At 72.8% G+C, this 21,688-nt stretch carries 18 protein-coding genes; 7 read left to right on the forward strand and 11 right to left on the reverse strand.

Features of this window, described 5'->3' with window-relative positions:
* Positions 1-59 precede the first annotated feature (59 nt).
* The gene (locus BM051_RS16690; RefSeq protein WP_424923284.1) at positions 60-1,847 is read right to left on the reverse strand and encodes a glycerol-3-phosphate dehydrogenase/oxidase; all 1,788 of its coding nucleotides are present in this window, start codon (positions 1,845-1,847) and stop codon (positions 60-62) included.
* Between the two features lie 178 nt (positions 1,848-2,025).
* Here BM051_RS16690 and BM051_RS16695 point away from each other — a divergent pair, with 178 nt between their 5' ends.
* Together BM051_RS16695 and glpK are read left to right on the forward strand one after the other, a co-directional pair.
* Complete coding sequence (locus tag BM051_RS16695) at positions 2,026-2,775, forward strand: MIP/aquaporin family protein (protein ID WP_092531074.1); 750 nt, start codon at positions 2,026-2,028, stop codon at positions 2,773-2,775.
* Positions 2,776-2,805: 30 nt separating this feature from the next.
* Positions 2,806-4,338, forward strand: a complete 1,533-nt coding sequence (gene glpK / locus BM051_RS16700; RefSeq protein WP_092531075.1) for a glycerol kinase GlpK — start codon at positions 2,806-2,808, stop codon at positions 4,336-4,338.
* A gap of 31 nt (positions 4,339-4,369) precedes the next feature.
* On the opposite strand, the gene BM051_RS16705 is transcribed toward glpK, so the two are convergent.
* A complete protein-coding gene (locus BM051_RS16705) occupies positions 4,370-5,773 on the reverse strand; it encodes an NAD(P)H-quinone dehydrogenase (RefSeq protein WP_092531076.1) in 1,404 nt (467 codons plus the stop codon).
* A gap of 122 nt (positions 5,774-5,895) precedes the next feature.
* Between BM051_RS16705 and BM051_RS16710 the strand changes: the two genes are divergently transcribed.
* On the forward strand, positions 5,896-6,348 hold the full coding sequence (locus tag BM051_RS16710) for a gamma-glutamylcyclotransferase (RefSeq protein WP_177216952.1): 453 nt from the start codon (positions 5,896-5,898) through the stop codon (positions 6,346-6,348).
* A 98-nt stretch (positions 6,349-6,446) separates the two neighbouring features.
* On the opposite strand, the gene BM051_RS30525 is transcribed toward BM051_RS16710, so the two are convergent.
* From BM051_RS30525 to BM051_RS16740, 6 genes are all read right to left on the reverse strand, one after another.
* Entirely contained in the window at positions 6,447-6,638 is a 192-nt protein-coding gene (locus BM051_RS30525; protein ID WP_341770811.1) for a DUF559 domain-containing protein, read from the reverse strand.
* Between the two features lie 901 nt (positions 6,639-7,539).
* Positions 7,540-8,871, reverse strand: a complete 1,332-nt coding sequence (locus BM051_RS16720; RefSeq protein WP_092531078.1) for an amidohydrolase — start codon at positions 8,869-8,871, stop codon at positions 7,540-7,542.
* Positions 8,872-9,099: 228 nt separating this feature from the next.
* On the reverse strand, positions 9,100-9,384 hold the full coding sequence (locus tag BM051_RS16725; protein WP_092531079.1) for a hypothetical protein: 285 nt from the start codon (positions 9,382-9,384) through the stop codon (positions 9,100-9,102).
* Positions 9,385-9,389: 5 nt separating this feature from the next.
* Positions 9,390-10,382 carry a methylmalonyl Co-A mutase-associated GTPase MeaB gene (gene meaB, locus BM051_RS16730; RefSeq protein WP_092531080.1) on the reverse strand — a complete coding sequence of 331 codons (993 nt, stop codon included), beginning with the start codon at positions 10,380-10,382 and terminating at the stop codon, positions 9,390-9,392.
* Positions 10,383-10,388: 6 nt separating this feature from the next.
* Positions 10,389-12,560 (reverse strand): methylmalonyl-CoA mutase, encoded by a 2,172-nt coding sequence (scpA, locus tag BM051_RS16735; protein WP_092531081.1) that lies wholly within the window; start codon positions 12,558-12,560, stop codon positions 10,389-10,391.
* Positions 12,557-14,494, reverse strand: a complete 1,938-nt coding sequence (locus tag BM051_RS16740) for a methylmalonyl-CoA mutase family protein (RefSeq protein WP_092531082.1) — start codon at positions 14,492-14,494, stop codon at positions 12,557-12,559. The genes scpA and BM051_RS16740 overlap by 4 nt, the downstream gene beginning before the upstream one ends.
* Before the next feature lie 199 nt (positions 14,495-14,693).
* Between BM051_RS16740 and BM051_RS16745 the strand changes: the two genes are divergently transcribed.
* Complete coding sequence (locus BM051_RS16745) at positions 14,694-16,325, forward strand: serine/threonine-protein kinase (RefSeq protein ID WP_243859597.1); 1,632 nt, start codon at positions 14,694-14,696, stop codon at positions 16,323-16,325.
* Between the two features lie 235 nt (positions 16,326-16,560).
* Here the strand turns inward: BM051_RS16745 and BM051_RS16750 are convergent, their stop codons facing one another.
* Complete coding sequence (locus BM051_RS16750; RefSeq protein WP_092531083.1) at positions 16,561-17,220, reverse strand: MerR family transcriptional regulator; 660 nt, start codon at positions 17,218-17,220, stop codon at positions 16,561-16,563.
* A 95-nt stretch (positions 17,221-17,315) separates the two neighbouring features.
* Here BM051_RS16750 and BM051_RS16755 point away from each other — a divergent pair, with 95 nt between their 5' ends.
* Genes BM051_RS16755 through BM051_RS16765 form a run of 3 tightly spaced genes read left to right on the forward strand, consistent with a single transcriptional unit; the run spans position 17,316 to position 19,671 of the window.
* A complete protein-coding gene (locus BM051_RS16755) occupies positions 17,316-18,299 on the forward strand; it encodes a hypothetical protein (RefSeq protein ID WP_092531084.1) in 984 nt (327 codons plus the stop codon).
* On the forward strand, positions 18,296-18,853 hold the full coding sequence (locus BM051_RS16760) for an ABA4-like family protein (protein ID WP_092531085.1): 558 nt from the start codon (positions 18,296-18,298) through the stop codon (positions 18,851-18,853). The genes BM051_RS16755 and BM051_RS16760 overlap by 4 nt, the downstream gene beginning before the upstream one ends.
* 35 nt (positions 18,854-18,888) lie before the next feature.
* Positions 18,889-19,671, forward strand: coding sequence for a purine-nucleoside phosphorylase (locus tag BM051_RS16765; RefSeq protein ID WP_092531285.1), 783 nt, complete (start codon positions 18,889-18,891; stop codon positions 19,669-19,671).
* Between the two features lie 116 nt (positions 19,672-19,787).
* Here BM051_RS16765 and BM051_RS16770 read toward each other — a convergent pair whose 3' ends face one another.
* Both BM051_RS16770 and BM051_RS30355 read right to left on the reverse strand, forming a co-directional pair.
* A complete protein-coding gene (locus tag BM051_RS16770) occupies positions 19,788-19,979 on the reverse strand; it encodes a hypothetical protein (RefSeq protein ID WP_092531086.1) in 192 nt (63 codons plus the stop codon).
* A gap of 321 nt (positions 19,980-20,300) precedes the next feature.
* Positions 20,301-21,626 (reverse strand): helix-turn-helix domain-containing protein, encoded by a 1,326-nt coding sequence (locus tag BM051_RS30355; protein WP_279587054.1) that lies wholly within the window; start codon positions 21,624-21,626, stop codon positions 20,301-20,303.
* Between the last annotated feature and the right edge of the window lie 62 nt (positions 21,627-21,688).

Below are 21,688 nucleotides of genomic sequence, written 5' to 3' on the forward strand. Positions count from 1 at the left end.
CGCCGAGTCGGCGGCCACGACCCCGGACCCCACGCCCGGGGCACCAGGGCCGCGCCCGGTCAGCCCACCGGCTCGTTGATCCCGGCCCGCGCCTCCGGTGCCGCCGAGCGGCGGGCGTCCGCGGCCTCGTCACTGGGCTGGGTCTGCGAGTCGCGCTCCGCCTCCACCCGCGCCCGGTAGATCTCGACCTCCCTGGCGATGTCGTCGGTCGTCCAGCCGAGCACCCCGCCCATCAGCTCGGCCACCTGCTCGGCGCACGCCACACCACGGTGCGGGTACTCGATGGAGATCCGGGTCCGCCTGGCCAGCACGTCCTCCAGGTGCAGCGCGCCCTCGTGGCTGGCCGCGTACACCGCCTCCACCGCGAGGTAGTCGGGCGCGTGCTCGATCGGCCGCAGCAGCTCCGGTCGCCCCTCGGCCTCCGCGAGCACCTCGTGCACCAGCGAGCCGTAGCGGTCCAGCAGGTGCCGCACCCGGTAGGGGTGCAGGCCGTGCTCGGCGGCCAGGTGGTCGGCCTGGTTGACCAGCGCGTGGTAGCCGTCCGCGCCGAGCAGCGGCACCTTGTCGGTGATCGACGACTGCGCCCGTCCGGGCAGGTCCACGGCGGCGGCGTCCACCGCGTCGGCCGCCATCACCCGGTACGTCGTGTACTTGCCGCCGGCGATCGCCACCAGCCCGGGCGCCACCCTGGCCACCGCGTGCTCGCGGGACAGCTTCGACGTCTCCTCGCTCTCCCCGGCCAGCAGCGGCCGCAGCCCGGCGTAAACGCCCTCGATGTCGTCGTGCGTCAGCGGCGTGGCCAACACCCGGTTGACGCGCTCGAGCAGGTAGTCGATGTCGGACCTGGTGGCCGCGGGGTGGGCGAGGTCGAGGTTCCAGTCGGTGTCGGTGGTGCCGATGATCCAGTGGTTGCCCCACGGGATCACGAACAGCACCGACTTCTCGGTCCGCAGGATCAGCCCGGACTCGGACACGATCCGATCCCGCGGCACCACGATGTGCACACCCTTGCTGGCCCGCACCCGGAACCGACCGCGGCTGCCGGACAGCCGCTGCAACTCGTCGGTCCACACCCCGGTGCAGTTGATCACCGCGTTGGCCTGGACGTCGACCTCCCTGCCGTTCTCCACGTCGCGCACCCGCACCCCGGACACCCGGTCGGCCTCCCGGAGGAAGCCGACCACCTGCGTGGAGTTGCGCACCACGGCCCCGTAGTGCGCGGCGGTGCGGGCCACGGTCATGGTGTGCCGGGCGTCGTCGGCCTGCGCGTCGAAGTAGCGGATGCCGCCGATGAGCGCGTCGCGCTTCAGTGCCGGCACCATCCGCAACGCCCCAGCGCGGGTCAGGTGCTTCTGCCCGGGCACCGAGCGGGCCCCGCCCATGGTGTCGTACAGGAACAGGCCAGCCGCGGTGTACGGGCGCTCCCAGAACCGGTGGGTCAGCGGGTAGAGGAAGCTCACCGGCTTCACCAGGTGCGGCGCGAGTCGGTTGAGCATCAGCTCGCGCTCCCGCAGCGCCTCCCGGACCAACCCGAACTCGAGTTGCTCCAAATAGCGCAGTCCACCGTGGAACAGCTTGCTCGACCGGCTGGACGTGCCGGACGCCAGATCGCGCGCCTCGACCAGCGCCACCCGCAGGCCCCGGGTGGCCGCGTCGAGCGCCGTGCCCGCGCCGACCACGCCGCCACCGATCACCACGAGATCGAAGGTCTCGCCGCCGAGCCGCCCCCAGGACGCCTCCCGGCCCTCCGGCCCCAGCTGCGCGGGGCCGACCGCGGCCACCGCGCCAACCCGCCGCGACTTCGCCACCTGCTTCCTCCTCACCTCGTCCTCCACCCAGCATTCCATGTCTTCCCGCCGGCGCATCCCGGCCGGCGCCACGCCCGACCGATGTCGCGATTGTGACAGTCGGCTCCTGGAATGATCAGCTTCCAGCCAGTAGCGTGCCCAGGACCTGGGTCGGCAGCGGAGCCGCACGCCCGACGTCGGCCCTGCCGGTGGACCACGTCGGACTGTGGGAGGCGGAATGAGTGCGGGATCGATCTTCCTGTGGGAGCTGCTCGGTACCGGGATGCTGGTGCTGCTCGGTACCGCGGTGGTGGCCAACAACGCGTTGCGCAAGACCACCGGAAACGGCGCGGGGTTCCTCTTCATCACCATCGGCTGGGCCTTCGCGGTGTTCACCGGGGCCAGCATCGCGGCGCCGAGCGGCGCGCACATCAATCCCGCGGTGACCCTCGGCCTGGCGGTCAGCGGGCAGACCGAGTGGGTCGACGTGCCGTTCTACTTCGCCGGGCAGATGGTCGGCGGTGTGCTCGGCGCGGTGCTCTGCTGGGCCACCTACAAGCTGCAGTTCGACGACCACCCCGAGCCGCAGTACACGCTGGGGATCTTCTCCACCGAGCCGACCATCCGCAAGCCGGCGTGGAACCTGGTCACCGAGATCATCGGCACGTTCGTGCTGGTCGCGTGGATCCTGCTCACCCCGGGATTCGAGACGGGCGTGAACGGGGAGGTCCCGACCTTCGGCAACGCCGCGCTCGGCTACGCCGGCGTCGCGTTCGTCGTGTTGGTGATCGGCACCTCGCTCGGTGGCCCCACCGGCTACGCCATCAACCCGGCCCGCGACCTCGGCCCACGCATCGCCTACGCGTTCGTGCTGCCGATCAAGGGCAAGGGCAGGGCCGACTGGGGCTACTCGTGGGTTCCGGTCGTCGGCCCGCTGGCCGGCGCGGCGCTGGCCGGCCTGCTGTACCTCGCCCTGCCCACCGCCTGAGAACTCCCGTCCGCCGAGAAGGAGGCGTCCATGACGTCCTACGTCGCCGCGATCGACCAGGGCACCACGTCCACCCGCACCATGATCTTCGACCACTCCGGACAGGTGGTGGCCGCCGACCAGCGGGAGCACGAGCAGATCTTCCCGCAGGCCGGGTGGGTCGAGCACGACGCGGAGGAGATCTGGTCCAACACCAGGGCCGTCGCCGCCGGCGCCATCGCCAAGGCCGACCTGCACACCAGCGACATCGCCGCGGTGGGCATCACCAACCAGCGGGAGACCACGCTGGTGTGGGACCGCAGGACCGGCAAGCCGGTGTACAACGCCATCGTCTGGCAGGACACCCGCACCGACCAGATCGTCACCGAGCTGGGCGAGCTGGGTTCTGCCTCTGGCGCCGGCGGGCGCGGTGGCGGCCAGGAACGGTACCGGGAGAAGACCGGCCTGCCGCTGGCGACGTACTTCTCCGGGCCGAAGATCAAGTGGATCCTGGACAACGTGGACGGTGCGCGGCAGCGGGCCGAGGCCGGCGACCTGCTGTTCGGCAACATGGACACCTGGCTGCTGTGGAACATGACCGGCGGCCCGGACGGCGGGATGCACGTCACCGACCCCACCAACGCCTCCCGCACGCTGCTGATGGACCTCGACACGCTGTCCTGGGACGAGGGCATCGCCGCGGACATGGGCATCCCCCTGTCGATGCTGCCGGAGATCCGGTCGTCGTCCGAGGAGTACGGCCGGGTCCGGGCCAAGGGCGCGCTCGCCGGTGTGCCGATCGCCGGCATCCTCGGCGACCAGCAGGCGGCCACGTTCGGCCAGGCGTGCCTCGAGGTCGGTGAGGCCAAGAACACCTACGGCACCGGCAACTTCGTGCTGCTCAACACCGGCACGGAGAAGGTGCTGTCGCGGAACGGGCTGCTGACCACGGTCTGCTACAAGCTGGGCGACAAGGACACCGTGTACGCGCTGGAGGGCGCCATCGCGGTCACCGGCTCGCTGGTGCAGTGGCTGCGGGACAACCTGGGCATGCTCGGCTCGGCGGCGGAGATCGAGCAGCACGCCCGGTCCGTCGAGGACAACGGCGGCGCCTACTTCGTGCCGGCGTTCTCCGGCCTGTTCGCGCCGTACTGGCGGTCCGACGCGCGCGGCGCCATCGTCGGGCTCACCCGGTTCGTCAACAAGGGACACCTGGCCAGGGCGGTACTGGAGGCCACCGCCTACCAGACCAGGGAGGTCATCGAGGCGATGAACGCCGACTCCGGCGTACCGCTGAAGTCGCTCAAGGTGGACGGCGGCATGGTGGTCAACGAGCTGCTCATGCAGTTCCAGGCCGACATCCTCGACGTACCGGTGATCCGCCCCCAGGTGAACGAGACCACGGCGCTGGGCGCCGCCTACGCCGCGGGGCTCGCCGTCGGCTTCTGGGCGGGTGAGGACGACATCCGGCGCAACTGGGCCAAGGACAAGCAGTGGGACCCGGCCATGGACGCCGACCAGCGGGAACGGCTGTACCGCCAGTGGAAGAAGGCGGTGACCAAGACCTTCGACTGGGTGGAGTGACGCTGGTGGCACCCGCGCCGGCGGGGCCCCTTCAGTCGAGGTCGTCGTGCCGCATGAGCTGGCGACCGGCCTCGGTGATCGAGCCGGACAGCGAGGGGTAGACCGAGAACGTCAGCGCCAGGTGCTCGACGGTGAGCTGGTTCTGCACCGCGAGCGCGATGGGCAGGATCAGCTCACTCGCCGTGGGCGCCACCACCACACCGCCGACGACCACCCCGGTCGCCGGGCGGCAGAACAGCTTGACGAAGCCCTGCCGCAACCCCTCCATCTTGGCCCTGGCGTTGGTCGCCAGCGGCAGCATGATGGTGCGGGCGGGGACCTCGCCGGAGTCGATCGCCTGCTGGCTGATGCCCACCGTGGCGATCTCCGGGTGGGTGAAGACGTTCGCCGCGACCGTCTTCAGTTTGATCGGTGCCACGCCCTCGCCGAGGGCGTGCCACATGGCGATCCGGCCCTGCATGCTGGCCACCGAGGCGAGCATCAGCACGCCGGTACAGTCACCGGCCGCGTAGACGCCGGGCGCGCTGGTGCGGGACACCCGGTCGACGGTGACGAAGCCGCCGGGGCCCGGCTCGATGCCGACCCGCTCGAGGCCGATGTCACCGGTGTTGGGCACGGAACCGACGGTCATCAGGGCGTGGCTGGCCTCGATGACCCTGCCGTCGGTGAGATGGATGGCCACGCCCTTCTCGGTGCGCTCGACCCGGTCGGCCCTGGCCTTCTTGACCACGGTCGTGCCGCGCTGGGTGAAGACCTCCTCGAGCACGGCCGCGGCGTCGGCGTCCTCGTGCGGCAGCACCCGGTCCCGGCTGGAGACGACGGTGACCTTGACCCCCATCTCGGTGTAGGCGGAGGCGAACTCGGCGCCGGTGACGCCGGAGCCGATCACCGCGAGGTGCTCGGGCAGCTCGGGCAGGTCGTAGAGCTGGCGCCAGTCGAGGATGCGCTCGCCGTCCGGGACCGCGCCGGGCAGCACCCGGGGGGTGGCGCCGGTGGCGATGAGCACGACGTCGGCGTCGAGGACCTTCTCGGTGCCGTCCCGGCCCTCCACCCCGATCCTGTGCGTGGCCAGCCCGGGCTCCTCGTCACGGAACCGGGCGGTGCCGAGGACGATCCGGACGCCCTCCCGCTGCACCCTGGCGCGGATGTCGGCGGACTGGGCGAGGGCGAGGCCGCGCACCCGGCCGTGCACGGTGTGCAGGTCGATGGTGGCCTTGCTCAGGTCGGTGTTGATCCCCAGCTCGGCGAGCCCGTGCAGGTTGGCGCGGGCGCCGGAGGACGCGATGAACGTCTTGGATGGGACGCAGTCGTACAGCACGCAGGCGCCGCCGAGGCCGTCGCGCTCGACGATGGTGACGTCGGCCCCGTGTTGCGCGGCGACCAGTGCTGCCTCGTAACCCGCAGGCCCGCCGCCCATGATCACGATCCTGGTCACCAGTTCCTCCTCCTCGTTCCCCGGTCCAGCCCACCGTACGCGGCGGCCGGATTCGACCGGACGGGTGGCCGACACGGGCCATGCCTCCGTTCAGGTGACGGCAGGGCGACTACGCTGTGGCCGTGCCTTTGTATGCCGCGTACGGGTCCAACATGGATCCCGCCCAGATGGCGGAGCGAGCGCCGCACTCGCCGATGGCGGGTACCGGCTGGCTGGAAGGCTGGCGACTCACCTTCGGCGGGGAGGACCTCGGGTGGGAGGGAGCGCTGGCGACCATCGTCGAGGACCTCGGCTCCCGGGTGTTCGTGGTGCTCTACGACGTGACGCCGTACGACGAGGCCCGGCTCGACCGCTGGGAGGGCGGTGAGCTCGGGATCCACAACAAGATCCGGCTGCGGGTGCAGACCATGGAGGGTTCGGTGCTCGCCTGGCTGTACGTGCTGGACGGCTACGAGGGCGGCTTTCCCTCGGCGCGCTACCTCGGCGTCCTCGCCGACGCCGCCGAGGCCGCCGGCGCCCCCGCCGACTACGTGGAAGCCCTCCGCACCCGCCCCTGCCGAGGCATAGGCCCCTAACACCTGTGTCCGCGCCCCATGTACACGTGTCCGCGCTCTGTGTACGGGTGTCCGCGCCGTGCGGCGCAGGCACGCGGTCACAGACCGCGGACACACCGCTAGTGGGGGCGCTTGTCGAAGGCCGCGCGTAGTTCGGCCAACACCCGGCTCGGGTCGCGCAGGTCGTCGGCTCTCGCTCGCACCACGATCCAACCTCGGGCAGCCATCCGTTCGTCTCGCTCGGCGTCGTACACGGCCCGCTCCTCGTGCGCGGCGTACCCGTCGTATTCCAGGGCGATCCGGTACTGCACCCAGGCCAGATCCAGTACGTAGAGACGCCTGCCGTCGATGGTCTGGATCTCGTGCTGGGCCTCGGGGACCGGAACCCGGCCTCGACCACGATCAGCCGGAACACGCTCTCCGGCGGTGACTCCGCCTTCCCTGTCGCCAGTTCGGTCAGCATCAGCGCCCGCGAAATGCCGCGCCGATCGTCACGCCTCGCCAACCGCTCTCGCAACGAGGTGCGAAAGAGTCTCAGTTGGGCCTCGTCCATCCCGGCGCACGCTTGATCGAGGCAGGCGAACGCCACCTTCCTGTTTCCGTCGCACAAGAAGTCGGACAGCGCCAGATCGAACGTGAAGACCGGAAGCCCGTGGAGGTTGACCACGTCTTCGACCGCGAAGCAGTTCTGGTGCACGACGAGGCCTGGTCGAGAGCGAACGGATCGGGCGTACGGAACGGTGACATGAATGTCCGTGCTCACCGCGGCTCCACATCCGTGGAGGGCGACGGCAGTCGGTCCGGACAGCACCGAACGCGGCCCCGCGGCCAGTACCGCGGCGGCTGCCCGGGTTCGAAGATCGAGTACGTCCGCCGAGCGGATCACCACACCACGCCAGATCTGGGTGAGGACGCCACTGTCCAGCGCGGCTCGCAAGGCGCGCTCTCCCATCACGGAGGCGACATCCCGTCGAAGGACGGCGCTGCCGGGCCCGAGGAAGCTCATCCGCCAAGGCTGCCGAGCAGCGGTGCCCGCGCGAAAGCTAGAAATCCACAGACTGTGGATAACTAGCGGACCTGTGGATAGCTCCCGACGCGCGTGTCCGCGTCCCCTGTACAAGTGTCCGCGTCGTGCGGCGCAAACAGCCGTACACAGAGCGCGGATACACGTGCACAGGGCGCGGACACACGTGCACAGAGGGCGGACACAGGTTAGGCGAGGGTGGTCAGTGCGGTGTGGACCATTACTCGGACGCCGGCGAGGAGGGCTCGTTCGTCGAGGACGAAGGTGGGCTGGTGCAGGTCGCGCATGGCGCCGTCGCCGGACCAGACGCCCAGCCGGGCGAACGCGCCGGGCACGTGCTCCAGGTACCACCCGAAGTCCTCACCGCCGGAGGACTGCTCGGTGCCGGTCAGCGCGCCGTCGCCGAGGGCGGCCTCCGCGCCGGCCCGCAGCAGGTACGTACTGTCCGGGTCGCACACCACGGGCGGCACGCCGCGCCGGTAGTCCAGCTCGAACCCGACCCCGGTGGGCGTCAGCATCGCCTCCACGGTGCTCCGCACCAGCGGCTCCAGCTGCCTCCACACCTCGTGGTCGCCGGTCCGCAGGGTCCCGCGCAGCACCCCGTCCTGCGGCACCGCGTTCGCCGCCTCGCCGGCGTGCACCGCGCCCCACACCAGCACGGTGCCGGACCGCGGGTCGACCCGCCGGGACAGCAACGCCGGCAGCGACGTGATCACCGTGCCCAGCGCGTGCACCAGGTCGGCCGTCAGGTGCGGCCGCGAGGTGTGCCCGCCGGGCGAGGTCAGCTTCAGCTCGATCAAGTCGGCGGCGGAGGTGACCGCACCGACCCTGGTGCCCAACCTGCCCACCGGCAGTCGCGGGTCGCAGTGCAGGCCGAAGATCCGCTCGACACCCTCGAGGCCACCGGCGGTGATCACGTCCAGCGCGCCGCCGGGCATGACCTCCTCCGCCGGCTGGAAGATCAGCCGCACCCGGCCGGGCAGGTCCGCCGCCGAGGCCAGGGCCAGGCCGGCGGCCAGCAGGATGGTGGTGTGCGCGTCGTGCCCGCAGGCGTGCGCCGCGCCGTCCACCGTGGAGGAGAACGGCAGCCCGGTGGCCTCGGTCAGCGGCAGCGCGTCCATGTCGGCGCGCAGCGCCACGCACGTGGGTCCGGTGCCGACGTCGCAGATCACGCCGGTGCCGCCGGGCAGCACCGAGGGTCGCAGGCCGGCCGATCGCAGCAGCCCGACGACCAGCTCGGTGGTCGCGTACTCGCGGCGGGCCAGCTCGGGGTGGGCGTGGATGTGCCGGCGCCAGGCGATGACGTCAGCGGCATGCTCGGCCAGCCAGTGGTCGAGCCACTCCGGCCCCCGCCCCGCGCCCACGTCGGCCACGGGCGCCATGCTGACCCCGCTCTCCGTGATCAGCGCGCCGGACCCCCCGGTCGAGTGAGTCGAGGAAGTCGAGTGGGCTCGTCGAGCCGAGCGGTGCCACCCCTCGGGCTCACCTGGAGTCTCTGGTCGTGAGTCGAGCACCGTCACGCCCTACCCCCGTTCTGCACGTTGTCCACCTCGCACCGTCACCGCGGCAGGCGAGGACCGCTGGAGATCCTCCACTCCGTGATGAGAGAAGTACCCTTGTGCAGCCAGTGTTGCACCATCCAGGTGAAGCGTGGAACGAATGGCGCAATGTGGGAGACAGCCGGTAGCGGGTGTGCGTTGAACGGCTACGCAGAGTTCGGCAAGGCTGTAGCCCCCGTAGGCGAACGGCTACGGGCCGGCCTTCTTGCGCGCCCGGCGGCCGACGATGACGATGATCGCCAGCACGACCGCGGCACCGCCCACGATGAGCTTGTTCTTCGCCTTCTCGGCGTTGGCCTGCTCGCTCTCCGCGGGGTCGAGCACCGGCCCGGGCTGCGGCGTCTCGTCCTGGGTGAGCACCGGACCGGGCACGCCGGAGGCGACCGGAGCGGCCAACGCGGTGACGGGAGCGGCCAAGCCGACGACGCAGACGGCGAACACGGCGACGAGGACGGCCAACACGCGGTTCCGCATGGGCTTCAGTCTGCCGTGTCGATGCCGAACGCGCCCAGTATCCGCGCCGCGGCGAGGGTGGCGGTGAGCTCGCCAGCCCGCACGGCGCGCTCGACCTCGGGCACCACGGCCTTCACCCGCTGGTGCGCGGCCAGCCGGTCGAGCAGCTGCTCGCGCACCATGGCCCAGGTCCAGTCCACCTGCTGCCGGGCCCGCTTGCCGGCCAACTCGCCGCTGGACTCCAACGTCTCACGGTGCCGTTCGAGCTGCTCCCACACGGTGTCCAGCCCGCCGCCGGTGCGGCCGCTGCAGGTGAGCACCGGCGGCGTCCACGGCGCGTCCGGCCCGTAGATCATCCGCAGCGCGCCGGACAGCTCCCGCGCCGCGCGGCGGGCCTCCCGCTCGTGCTCGCCGTCGGCCTTGTTCACCGCGATGACGTCGGCCAGCTCCAGCACGCCCTTCTTGATGCCCTGGAGCTGGTCACCGGTGCGGGCCAGGGTGAGGAAGAGGAACGAGTCGACCATGTTGGCCACCGCGACCTCGGACTGGCCGACCCCGACGGTCTCCACCAGCACCACGTCGTAGCCGGCGGCCTCCATCAGCACGATCGTCTCCCTGGTCGCCCGCGCCACCCCGCCGAGCGTGCCGGAGGTGGGCGACGGCCGGACGAACGCCGCCGGGTCGACGGCCAGCCGGGCCATCCGGGTCTTGTCGCCGAGGATGCTGCCGCCGGTCCGGCTGGACGAGGGGTCGACGGCCAGCACCGCCACCCGGTGCCTGGCCGCGGTGAGCCGGGAGCCCAGCTCGTCGATGAATGTCGATTTGCCGACCCCGGGTACGCCGGTGACGCCGATCCGGCGCGCCCCTCCCGCGTGCGGCAGCAGCTCCACCAGCAGCGCCTGGGCCAGCTCGCGGTGGTCCGCGCGGCTGGACTCCACCAGGGTGATCGCCCGGGACAGCACCGCGCGGTCGCCTCCGCGCACACCCGTGACGTAGTCGTCGAGTCGCAGCTCGGGCATGCCGGCCTAGGACCGCGGGGCGCGCAGCTGGTCGAGCAGGTCGAGCGCGGCGTCGGCGATCACCGTGCCGGGGCCGAAGATCGCCGCGGCCCCCGCGGCGCGCAGCTCGTCGTGGTCCCGCGGCGGGATCACCCCGCCGACCACGATCATGATGTCCTCCCGGCCCAGCTCGGCGAGCTCGTGGCGCAGCGCCGGCACCAGCGCCAGGTGCCCCGCGGCCAGCGACGACACCCCGACGATGTGCACGTCGGCCTCCACGGCCTGCCGGGCGACCTCGGCGGGGGTGGAGAACAGCGGGCCGACGTCGACGTCGAAACCGAGGTCGGCGAACGCCGTGGCGATCACCTTCTGCCCGCGGTCGTGCCCGTCCTGCCCCATCTTGGCCACCAGGATCCGCGGGCGGCGACCCTCCTCCTCGGCGAACTCCGCGACCAGCGCGCGGGCCCGCTCGACGTTGTCGGAGCGGCCGACCTCCTCGCGGTACACGCCGGAGATGGTACGGATCTGCCCGGAGTGCCGGCCCCACACCTTCTCCAGCGCGCCGGAGATCTCCCCGACGGTGGCCTTGGCCCGCGCCGCGTCGACGGCCAGCTCGAGCAGGTTGCCCTCGCCGGACTCCGCGGCCGCGGAGAGCCGGTCCAGCACCGCGGCGACCACGTCGGCGTCCCGCTCGGCGCGCAGCCGGCGCAGCTTCTCCAGTTGCTGGGCGCGCACCCCGGCGTTGTCCACCTTGAGCACCTCGATCTGCTCGTCGGTGTCCACCCGGTACTTGTTGACCCCGATCACCGGCTGCCGCCCCGAGTCGATCCGCGCCTGGGTGCGCGCGGCGGCCTCCTCGATGCGCAGCTTGGGGATCCCGGCGTCGATCGCCCGCGCCATCCCGCCGGCCGACTCGACCTCGCTGATGTGCGCCCACGCCCGGCGGGCCAGGTCGTAGGTGAGTCGCTCGACGAACGCGCTGCCGCCCCACGGGTCGATGACCCGCGTGGTGCCCGACTCCTGTTGCAGCATCAGCTGGGTGTTGCGGGCGATGCGGGCGGAGAAGTCGGTGGGCAGGGCCAGCGCCTCGTCCAGCGCGTTGGTGTGCAGCGACTGGGTGTGCCCCTGGGTCGCGGCCATCGCCTCGACGCAGGTGCGCACCACGTTGTTGAACACGTCCTGGGCGGTGAGCGACCAGCCGGACGTCTGGCAGTGCGTGCGCAGGCTCAGCGACTTGTCGTCGCGCGGCTCGAACCGGCGGACCAGCTTGGCCCACAGCAGCCGCGCCGCGCGGAGCTTGGCGACCTCCATGAAGAAGTTCATCCCGATCGCCCAGAAGAACGACAGCCGCGGGGCGAACGCGTCGATCTCCAGCCCGGCGTCGAGACCGGCGCGGATGTACTCGACGCCGTCGGCGAGGGTGTAGGCCAACTCCAGGTCGGCGGTGGCCCCGGCCTCCTGCATGTGGTAGCCGGAGATGGAGATCGAGTTGAACCGCGGCATCCGGCGCGAGGTGTAGGCGAAGATGTCGGAGATGATCCGCATCGAGGGCTGCGGCGGGTAGATGTAGGTGTTGCGGACCATGAACTCCTTGAGGATGTCGTTCTGGATGGTCCCGGTGAGCCGCTCCGGAGCCATCCCCTGCTCCTCGGCGGCCACGATGTAGAGCGCCATCACCGGCAGCACGGCGCCGTTCATGGTCATCGACACGCTCATCCTGTCCAGCGGGATGCCGTCGAAGAGCTGGCGCATGTCGTAGATGGAGTCGATGGCGACGCCGGCCATCCCGACGTCGCCGGCCACCCGGGGGTGGTCGGAGTCGTAGCCGCGGTGGGTGGCGAGGTCGAACGCGACGGAGAGGCCCTTCTGCCCGGCGGCGAGGTTGCGCCGGTAGAAGGCGTTCGACTCCTCGGCGGTGGAGAACCCCGCGTACTGCCGGATGGTCCACGGCTGCGTGGTGTACATCGTCGGGTAGGGGCCGCGCAGGTACGGCACGATGCCAGGAAACGTGCCCAGGAAGTCCACATCGGACAGGTCGGCCGCGGTGTGGAGCGGCGCGACGGTGATGCCCTCCGGCGTCTCCCAGGCCAGCGCGTCGGCGCCCTTGCCGGTACTCGCCTGCAGCGCCTCCGCCCACGCGCCGGCGTCCCCCGGCTCGGGCGTGCCCAGCTCGACGTCGGCGAAGTTCGGGATGCTCATGGGGCCACTCCCAGCGTGTCGAGGGTCTCGCGGAGCACGGCGAGCGCGTCGCAGCCGGCGTGCACGAAGCGCAAACCGGCGGGGAGGTCGTCCGCCGGCTTGCCGGCCAGGTAGACGGCCTCGGCGCCGGCGGCGCGCAGCGCGTCGACCACGGTGGCACCCTGCTCGCGGTAGGCGGTGTCGGTGCCGCAGAGGCACGCGATCCTGGCGCCGGAGTCGCGGAAGGCCGCGGCCACCTCCTCGGCGGACCCGCCGGCGCCGGGGTTGACCGGCTCGACACCGCCGGCCGTGAACAGATTGGCGGCGAACGTCGCCCGCGCGGTGTGCGCGGCCACCGGGCCGAGCGTGGCGAGGAAGATCCGCGGCCGCGTGCCGTGCGCGGCGAGGTGGGCGTCGGCGCGGTCACGCAACCGCTCGTACTCCTGGGCGTAGCGGACCCGGGGCAGCCCGCCGCCCGCGCGCACCGCCGGTGGGAGGGGCGGCCGTCGCACCGGCTTCTCGTCCAGCAGCGGGAACTCGCTGACGCCGGTGATCGCGTCGGCGCGGGTGGCCAGCCGGCGCTCACGGGCGGCCCACGTCTCGGCCAGCCGGCCGGCGAGCGTGCCGGACTCCAGCACGGCCTCGATCCCGCCGTCCCGCTCGATGGCGGTGAACTCGCGCCACGCGGCCCGCGCGACCTCGTCGGTCAGCCGCTCGACGTACCACGATCCGCCGGCCGGGTCGATCACACCGGCCAGTTTGGACTCCTCGAGCAGGATCGCCTGGGTGTTGCGGGCGATCCTGCGGGAGAACGCGTCGGGAAGGCCGATCGCGCCGTCGAACGGCAGCACGGTGACCGCGTCCGCGCCGCCGACCCCGGCGGCGAAGCCGGCCACGCAGCCGCGCAGCAGGTTCACCCACGGGTCGCGGCGGGTGAGCATGGCCGGTGAGGTCACCGCGTGCTGGCGCATCCCGCGCGCCGCCGGGCTCACCCCGGCGACCTCGGTGACCCTGGCCCACAGCCGGCGCGCGGCGCGCAGCTTGGCGATGGTGAGGAACTGGTCGGCGGTCGCGGCGAGGCGGAACTCCAGCCGCGCGGCGGCGTCGTCCACGGCGAGCCCGGCGCCGGTGAGCGCCCGCAGGTAGGCCACCCCGGTGGCGATCGCCGCGCCGAGCTCCTGGGTGTCCGCGCCGCCGGCCTCGTGGTAGGGCAGCGCGTCCACCACCATGGTGCGCAGGTTCGGGTACCGGCCGGCGAGGTCGGCGGCCAGCGCGGCGGCCGCGGCAGCGTCCGCGCCGCCGGTGGCCTGCCCGGTGCGGGCGCGCAGCCCGATCGGATCGGCCCCGACGTTGCCGACCACCTCGCTGTCCGGGATGCCGCGCTCGGCGAACACGGCCAGCAGCGCCTCCGCGGCGGCCGGCTGGTCCGCGCCGGCGTCCAGCACCACGGGGGCGAGCTCGACGTAGACCTCGTGCAGGGCGTCGCCCAGCGCGTCCGGCGGCAGCGCGCCGGCGCCGACCCGCAGCCACAGCGACCGCACCCCGCCGGCGAGGTCGGCCAGCGCGGCCCGGTTGGTGGCCGCGGGGTCGGGGTCGAGATGCAGGGCCCGGACGTCCCAGCCGGTGCGCATCGCGCCCTCGGGACGGGTGCCGCGGACGAACGGCGGAAGGCCGGGGAAACCGGCGGGCGGCACGGTGTCCTCGGTGTCCTCGGTGTCCTCGGCGGTGTAGAGCGGCTGGACGGCGATGCCGTCGTAGGTGGTGCTGGTCAGCAGGGACTCCGGGGGCCCGGTGAAGCCCTCGGGCAGCGCGCCGGTCTTCCGCAGGACACCGGCGACCAGCTTCCGCCAGTCCTCCCGGTCGGGGCGGTCGAACTCGGCCGCGAGCGCCAGCTCGTCCGGTTCCCTGCCCGCCACCGGCTCCGGCACGGACGCCGTCGTCCCAGCCTCAGTCATAACTTTCGATGGTAGGGCCGCGTGGCACCCGTGACGTGTGAGGCTGGTCGCGATTCCGGCCGCCGCGGCGGATGCCGGCTGCGCCACAATGTGTCGGGTGAGCAGCTCCGAGAAGGGCCCGGTCGGCGGGGACGACACCGCCGGGTCCCGCGTCGTCGCCGGGCGGTACCGGCTGCGCTCGGTGCTCGGCTCGGGGTCGATGGGCACCGTCTGGTCGGCCTACGACGAGTTCCTGCACCGGCCGGTGGCGGTGAAGGAGGTCCGGCTGCCGCCCGGGGTGCCGCCGGTCCAGGCCGCCGAGCTGCGCGAGCGGACCCTGCGCGAGGCCCGCGCGATCGCCGTGCTGTCCCACCCGAACGTGATCACCCTGCACGACGTGGCGCGGGAGGACGACGAGCCGTTCGTGGTGATGGAGCTGCTGCCCGCGCGCAGCCTCGCCGGGATGCTGCGCGAGCACGGGCCGCTCACCGTGCCGCGGGCGGCCGCGGTGGCCGACGCGGTGGCCGCGGCGCTGGAGGCCGCGCACGCGGCCGGCATCACCCACCGCGACGTCAAGCCGGGCAACGTGCTGGTGGCCAGGGACGGCCGGATCAAGCTCACCGACTTCGGCATCGCGCGCAACGTCTCCGAGGCGACGATGACCCGCACCGGGATGATGCTGGGCTCACCCGCCTACATCGCCCCCGAGGTGGCCTCCGGTGGCGCGGTCACCCCCGCCGCGGACCTGTGGGGGCTCGGCGCGACGCTGTTCGCCGCCGTCGAGGGCCGCCCGCCCTACGACGCCGACGGCGACCCGCTGGAGACCGTCGGCAGAGTGGTCAACGGCGCGGTGCCGCGGCCGGCGCCGGGCCCGCTGGCCCCGCTGATCCGGGGCCTGATGGCGAAGGAGCCCGCGGCGCGGCTGTCGCTGCAGGAGGTGCGGCGCAGGCTGTACCCGCTGCTCGCCCAGCCGCGGCACACGCTGTTCGGGCCGGAGCTGTTCGCCGACCGGGCGACCTCGCGGGCGCCGGACCGGATCGACGGCACGGCCACCCAGGTGATTCGCGAGGTGCCGCCGGCCCCGGCCGAGCCGTCGGCCGGGACCTCGACCGAGCGCTCGGCCGAGCCGGAGCCCGGTGAGCTGGCCACCGATCCCGGCCCGCTGCCGTTCGCCCCGCCCGCTCCGGCACGGCGGCGGGCCGGCGCGGGGGCCGCGCTGCTCGCCGTGCTGCTGTTCCTGGTCGCCGCGGCCGGCGGCTTCGCCCTCACCCGGACCGTCGGCGCCCAGCCGCTGCTGCCGCCGGAGCGCCCGCAGCGCACGTCCGCGCCCACGCCGCCGCAGGGTGAGCTGGAGGCGCGCACCGGCGACGCGACCAACCTGAGCGGCGCCAAGGGCGGGCTGTTCTCGGTGCACGTGCCGCAGAACTGGACCAGCTTCGTGACCCAGCGGGCCGATCCGGGGCTGCCGCCGAGCACGGTGGTGCAGTACGTCTCCCCCGACGGCACCCAGACGCTGACCGTGCAGCGGTTCGCACCGTTCGCCGCGCCGCTGACCGTGGACGACTACCGCGGCGCGCTGGCGAAGCAGTGGGCACCGGGCGACTTCGTCGCGGTACGGGAGACCTCGCTGCCGGACCGCGACGGCGTGCGGCTGTTCTACCGGACCGTGGAGCGCGCCACCGGACCCGGCGAGGCGTCCGAGTCGCAGCTCGGCCGGTCGACGTTCGCGGAGGTGTTCCGCCACGGCACCGGGCTGTGGGTGGTCGCCGTCACCGTGCCCACCGAGCAGGAGCGCAGTGGCCAGGTCGAGCTGTTCGACCGGATCGCCCCCACGTTCCGCCTCGCCGACTAGCAGCCCTGCGCCCACCCGCACGGCGCGGTCCAGGCGACGTCCGGACCGGGCTCGGTGTGCTCCCGGCCTCGGCGCGGCGGATGAGCCCCGAGGCTTCGGGTGCACCCCCGCCCCCTTCGTGGCCGGCAGTGTTTTACGGGGGCGAACCAAGGAGGCCAACGACTCGGGTTCTCGTTGTTTCAGGTCCGTCGTGTCACACACTGACCTTGTCCCGCTTATGTCCGGGCGCACGAGGTCAGGAACCGCTCGTCTCGCACTCGGGGTCGCACTCGGGGTCACCGAAGCGGTGGGCGGAGGCGTTGAGCTGGGCCAGCCGGCGCAACGCGGCGAACAGCGGCTCGCCCAGCACCATGCCGATCACCGCCTGCTCCACGGTCTCCTCCACCGAGGGCAGCCCGACCACGGTGTCGACATCGGACTCGGCCACCAGGTCGGCCAGCTCGGCGTAGCGGTCGAGCTGGTCCAGCAGGTGGGTGTGACCGAGCTCGTTTACCGTCGCCAGCACGCCGAGCACCGCCTCGGTCACCGGCTCGTCTGGTTTGATCGTCCAACCGCGCCGCTCGGCGACCTCCCGTAGCCGTTGCGCCACCCGCTCCCTGGTCTCGCCCTCGGCGACGGCCCGCGGCGTGGTCACCGCCCGCTGGGCCACACCGAGCACGTGGTGCGGCGACGCCGGCTCGTCCAGCGCGGCCAGCACCTCGGCGACCGTCGCGATGGGCAGCTTGCCGACCTCGACCAGCGCCCGGACCAGCCGGAGCCGGCGGACGTGTGCCTCGCCGTAGCGGGCCTGGTTGGGGCTGGTCCGCTCGCCCGGCGGCAGCAGGCCGGCCCGCAGGTAGTACTTGATGGTCGGGACCGGCACTCCCGAGGCACGGCTCAGCTCGGCCATCCGCATTCGGCGGCGTCCTTCCGTCGTTCCTGTGAACCCCTCAGTATGGATAGTATAGCTTCCCGTAGTGGTAAGTGCCGCTATCCATATGAGGAGCCGTGATGCCTCCGCTACTCCCCCTGGCGCGCCGGAGCCTGTCCTGGCACCGGCCGCTGATGCTGTTCGCCGCGGCCATGGCCGTGGTGTCCGTGGTGTCGGCCGTCGGCCTCGTCGTCGACGACCGCGTCCTGGTCGGCGCGCCGATCTGGGCCAAGCCGCTGAAGTTCGCCCTGTCGTTCCTGCTCTACACGGTCACCTGGGCCTGGATGCTCACCTTCCAGCAACGCGCCCGGCGCTGGGGTTGGTGGGCGGGCACCGTGCTCGCCGGCGCCGGCACCGTCGAGATGCTGGTGATCGTCGGCCAGGTGCTGCGCGGCAAACGGAGCCACTTCAACCTGGAGACACCGTTCGACACCGCCGTGTTCGGCCTGATGGGTACCACCATCATCGTGCTCATGCTCGGTCACTTCGCGCTGGGCGCGCTGCTGCTGGCCGGGCGGTACGCCGACCGGGCCAGCGCGGCCGCGGTCCGCTGGGGCATGGCGGTGTCGGCCGCGGGCCTGCTGGTCGGCGGGCTGATGCTGGGGCCGACCGACGAGCAGCAGGCCGCCCGCGACCAGGGCCGATCCGTCGATGTGCTCGGCGCGCACACGGTCGGCGCACCCGACGGCGGGCCGGGCATTCCGGTGCTCAACTGGAGCACGGAGGCCGGCGACCTACGGGTGCCGCACTTCGTCGGCATGCACGCGCTGCAACTGCTGCCGATGGTCGCGATCGCGCTGGCGCTGCTCGGCCGGCGGCGGCCTCGGCTGCGCGACGACGTCGTGCGGCTGCGGCTGGTCCGGATCGCCGCGATCGGCTACACCGGCCTGGTCGCGCTGGTGACCTGGCAGGCGCTGCGCGGCCAGCCGGTGGTCGCCCCGGACACGCTGACCCTCGGCGCGACCGCGGCACTGGTGGCCGGCGTGGTGCTGGCCGCCGTGTTGGCCGTCCGCCGCCCCACCCGAATCGAGTTCACCCCGCGCGAGGAGGTCGCCGTCCGATGAGCACCACGCAGCTGTTCACCATCACCTTCTACCTGGTCGTGCCGTTCTGGGCGCTGATGATCCTCGCCCCGCGCTGGTCGGTGACCGTTAGGATCATCGCCTCGCCGTGGATCGCCGCGCCGCCGCTGGTCTGCTACGCGATCCTGCTGGTGCCCCACCTCGGCGAGCTGTGGGCGGTGATGAGCCGGCCGGACCTGGAGACGCTGCGCGAGTTCCTCGGCTCGCCGATCGGCGCGGCCGGGCTGTGGGCCCACCTGGTGGGTTACGACCTGTTGGTCGGCAGGTGGATGTACGCCGACTCCCGGGTCCGCGGCGTACACCCGCTGGCCATGGCGCCGATCCTGCTGGTCACCATCCTGCTCTCGCCGTTCGGCCTGCTCGCGTACCTGCTGGTCCGCTCGGCCCACCCGGGCGCCCCGACCACGGGCACACCGTCGAGCCCGCCGGCTCCGGAGGCAGAACCCAGCCCACCGGCTCCGGAGGCAGAACCCAGCCCACCGGTCCCGGAGGCCGCGACGAGCCCGCCGGCGGCCTCCGGTGACCGGCGCCCGTAGGCTTGCCGGCCGTGAGCAACGACTTCGACCACCCGATGGACATCGCCGGCACGGCGGCGAAGGTGCTGGCCGAGCGGACCGGGTTCGACCGGCACGACGTGGCCGTGGTGCTGGGCTCCGGCTGGCGCCCGGCGGCCGACGTCATCGGCCGACCCGACGCCGAGGTTCCGATGGCCGAGCTCCCCGGGTTCGCCGCGCCCAGCGCGGTGGGCCACGGCGGCAGCGCGCGATCGGTGGAGGTCGGCGGGCGGCGGGCGCTGGTACTGCTCGGCCGGACCCACCTGTACGAGGGCAATGGAGTGGCGCGGGTCGTGCACCCGGTGCGCACCGCGGCGGCGGCCGGAGTGCGCGCCGTCCTGCTGACCAACGCCGCCGGTGGCCTGCGGGAGGGCCTCCGGGTGGGGCAGCCGGTGCTCATCACCGACCACCTGAACCTGACCGCGACCTCCCCGATCACCGGGGCGAACTTCGTCGACCTCGTCGACCTCTACTCCGACCGGCTGCGCCGGATCGCCAGGGAGGTCGACCCCTCACTGGCCGAAGGCGTGTACGCCGGGTTGCCGGGACCGCACTTCGAGACCCCCGCGGAGATCCGGATGCTGCGCACCCTGGGCGCGGACCTGGTGGGCATGTCGACGGTGCTGGAGGCCATCGCGGCCAGGGCGGCCGGCATCGAGGTGTTCGGCATGTCGCTGGTGACCAACCTGGCGGCCGGCATGACCGGCGAGCCGCTCGACCACGAGGAGGTGCTGACCGCGGGTCAGGCCGCCGCCGAGCGGATGGGCACGCTGCTCCGCGACCTGCTCGCCCGCGCCTGACGTGTCCGCCGTCCGTGCGCGCGTGTCCGCGGTCTGTGCGCAGGTGTCCGCCGTCCGTGCGCGCGTGTTCGCGTCGTGCGGCGCGGACACCCGTGCGGGGACCGCGGACACATGCGCTAGTCGCGCGGGGGGCGCTTGACGGGGGTGGCCGGGGTGGAGCCGGTGGGCACGATCGGCACGTCGGTGACCTCCGGCAGCAGGCGCAGCGGGACCGTCCGGTCCGGAATCCGACTCATCGCGACCTCCCAGTTCACCGCGCGCCGGCGGTCGGCGCCCGGGGCCACCGGCACCGACGCGACACGCGACACGCGACGACAATCGAAAACGGTTGACGCGGGTGCACGAACCGTTCCGGTGGAGCGGGCGGTGACCGGTAACGCAATACGACCCGCGACGGCAATATCGGGAATTGCGGCAACGGTACCTACCCGCCGGTAGGTATCTACCGTCTCGAACTTGACGGGCGCGGACAATACCCCGATCGGGTGCTTGCGCGGAAACAGAGCGCAACCTCTCGCGCAACTGTTGTCCAGGTCACAAATCGGCCCCGGTTCTCGTTCCCGCCGCGAGCACGGCGGGTCATCGGAGGGGTTGCCCACCAACGCGGACCGAGGCACCGACCGGTCTGGTCATCCCGGCTCGCCGAGGGCGAGCAGCCGCCGCCCACGCAGCGCGACCATCAGGGCGAACCGCTCGTCGGCGTCGGTGAGCCGGTCGCCGAACAGCTCACCGATCCGCCGCATCCGGTACCGCACGGTCTGCGGGTGGATCCGCAGCCGCTCGGCGACCTCGGGCGCCCCGCCCCGGGTCTCCAACCAGGCCGACAGCGTCTCGGCCATCCGCTCCCGGGACCGCTCCGGCACTCCCAGCAGCGGCGCGAGCACCACCTCGACCAGCTGCTCGGCCAGTGCTGGGTCGTCCAGCAGGGTGAGCGTGGTGAGATGGTCCACACAGGACAGCACGGGCGCGTCCGCCAGCACGCCGCGGCGGGCCAGTGCCAGCAGCCGCCGTGCCCAGCGCAGCGAGCCACGCGCCCGGGACAGTGGCACCGGCGGGCCCACCGCGGCCCGCCACCCGGCCAACCCGGCGGCCAGGTCACGCACCGTCTCCCCGTGGACCGGCACCACGAGACACGGCGCCTGGCTCTCCAGGTCGACCAGGACGTCCGGGTCGAGCTCGGTGACAGGCTCGGCCGGGGGTGCGCCGTCGTCGTCGGCGCGGGCCAGCACCACCACCGCGATCCGCTCCGGCAACGGCCAGCCGGCCGCGGTGGCCTGGTCGGCGATCGCCCGCGCGGCCACCGGTGGGTCGGCGAGCACCAGCTCGAGCAGACGCTTGCGGCGCCGCTCCAGCGCCCCGGCCGCCCGCGCCCGCGCGGCCGTGTAGCCCTGCACGGACAGCGTGGACAGCTCGTCGGTGTAGGCGAACAGCGCGTCGGCGAGCAGGCACATGGTGGGCAGCGGCAGCTTCATCTTCTGGCCGAACTCGCTGAGCCGCTGCCAGCCGGCGCGCACCCCGATCCGGTAGGCCGACTGCAGCACGTGGATGTCCCGCCCCTCGGCGACCTCGTACTCGCCGAGCTTGCGGAACAGCTCCGCGCTGCCGTGCCGGCGTCGGGCCGCCGGGTCCGCCAGCCGCTCGACGAACTCCAGGATGCCCCGCTCCACCCCGGCGACGATGGCTTTGCCGAACGCGCCCTCGATCGGCCGCGCGTACTCGGGGATGTTGCGCTGGATATCGTGCAGGATCTCCCTGGCCACCCTGCCGCATTCGGTCCGCAGAATGGGCGCCAGCTTCGTCGGCAGCCGGGCGAGCAGCAGTCTCGTCTCGAGACCGCCCGCGCCCCCGGCCGCCGCGCCCGCGGAAATGCGCTTCAGTGTCCTGGTCAGTTCCTCGTAGGCGTCCCGCAAGGCCGCGTCACTGGGTGCGCGGAAAACCGAGTCGTCGCTGACCACGCCGGCGCCACCTCGACCGTACCGGGGAATACGCAGGGCAATTGTCATCTGTGTACAGCGCG

It is taken from the genome of Amycolatopsis arida (assembly GCF_900115565.1).
Taxonomy (GTDB): Bacteria; Actinomycetota; Actinomycetes; order Mycobacteriales; family Pseudonocardiaceae; genus Yuhushiella; species Yuhushiella arida.

What these genes read in the sequence shown, in the direction of transcription:
- BM051_RS16690 (WP_424923284.1), bottom strand. Translation starts at nt 1,847, where the DNA reads ATGGAATGCTGGGTGGAGGACGAGGTGAGGAGGAAGCAGGTGGCGAAG.
- BM051_RS16695 (WP_092531074.1), top strand. Translation starts at nt 2,026, where the DNA reads ATGAGTGCGGGATCGATCTTCCTGTGGGAGCTGCTCGGTACCGGGATG.
- glpK (WP_092531075.1), top strand. Translation starts at nt 2,806, where the DNA reads ATGACGTCCTACGTCGCCGCGATCGACCAGGGCACCACGTCCACCCGC.
- BM051_RS16725 (WP_092531079.1), bottom strand. Translation starts at nt 9,384, where the DNA reads ATGCGGAACCGCGTGTTGGCCGTCCTCGTCGCCGTGTTCGCCGTCTGC.
- meaB (WP_092531080.1), bottom strand. Translation starts at nt 10,382, where the DNA reads ATGCCCGAGCTGCGACTCGACGACTACGTCACGGGTGTGCGCGGAGGC.
- scpA (WP_092531081.1), bottom strand. Translation starts at nt 12,560, where the DNA reads ATGAGCATCCCGAACTTCGCCGACGTCGAGCTGGGCACGCCCGAGCCG.
- BM051_RS16740 (WP_092531082.1), bottom strand. Translation starts at nt 14,494, where the DNA reads ATGACTGAGGCTGGGACGACGGCGTCCGTGCCGGAGCCGGTGGCGGGC.
- BM051_RS16745 (WP_243859597.1), top strand. Translation starts at nt 14,694, where the DNA reads ATGGGCACCGTCTGGTCGGCCTACGACGAGTTCCTGCACCGGCCGGTG.
- BM051_RS16750 (WP_092531083.1), bottom strand. Translation starts at nt 17,220, where the DNA reads ATGCGGATGGCCGAGCTGAGCCGTGCCTCGGGAGTGCCGGTCCCGACC.
- BM051_RS16755 (WP_092531084.1), top strand. Translation starts at nt 17,316, where the DNA reads ATGCCTCCGCTACTCCCCCTGGCGCGCCGGAGCCTGTCCTGGCACCGG.
- BM051_RS16760 (WP_092531085.1), top strand. Translation starts at nt 18,296, where the DNA reads ATGAGCACCACGCAGCTGTTCACCATCACCTTCTACCTGGTCGTGCCG.
- BM051_RS16765 (WP_092531285.1), top strand. Translation starts at nt 18,889, where the DNA reads ATGGACATCGCCGGCACGGCGGCGAAGGTGCTGGCCGAGCGGACCGGG.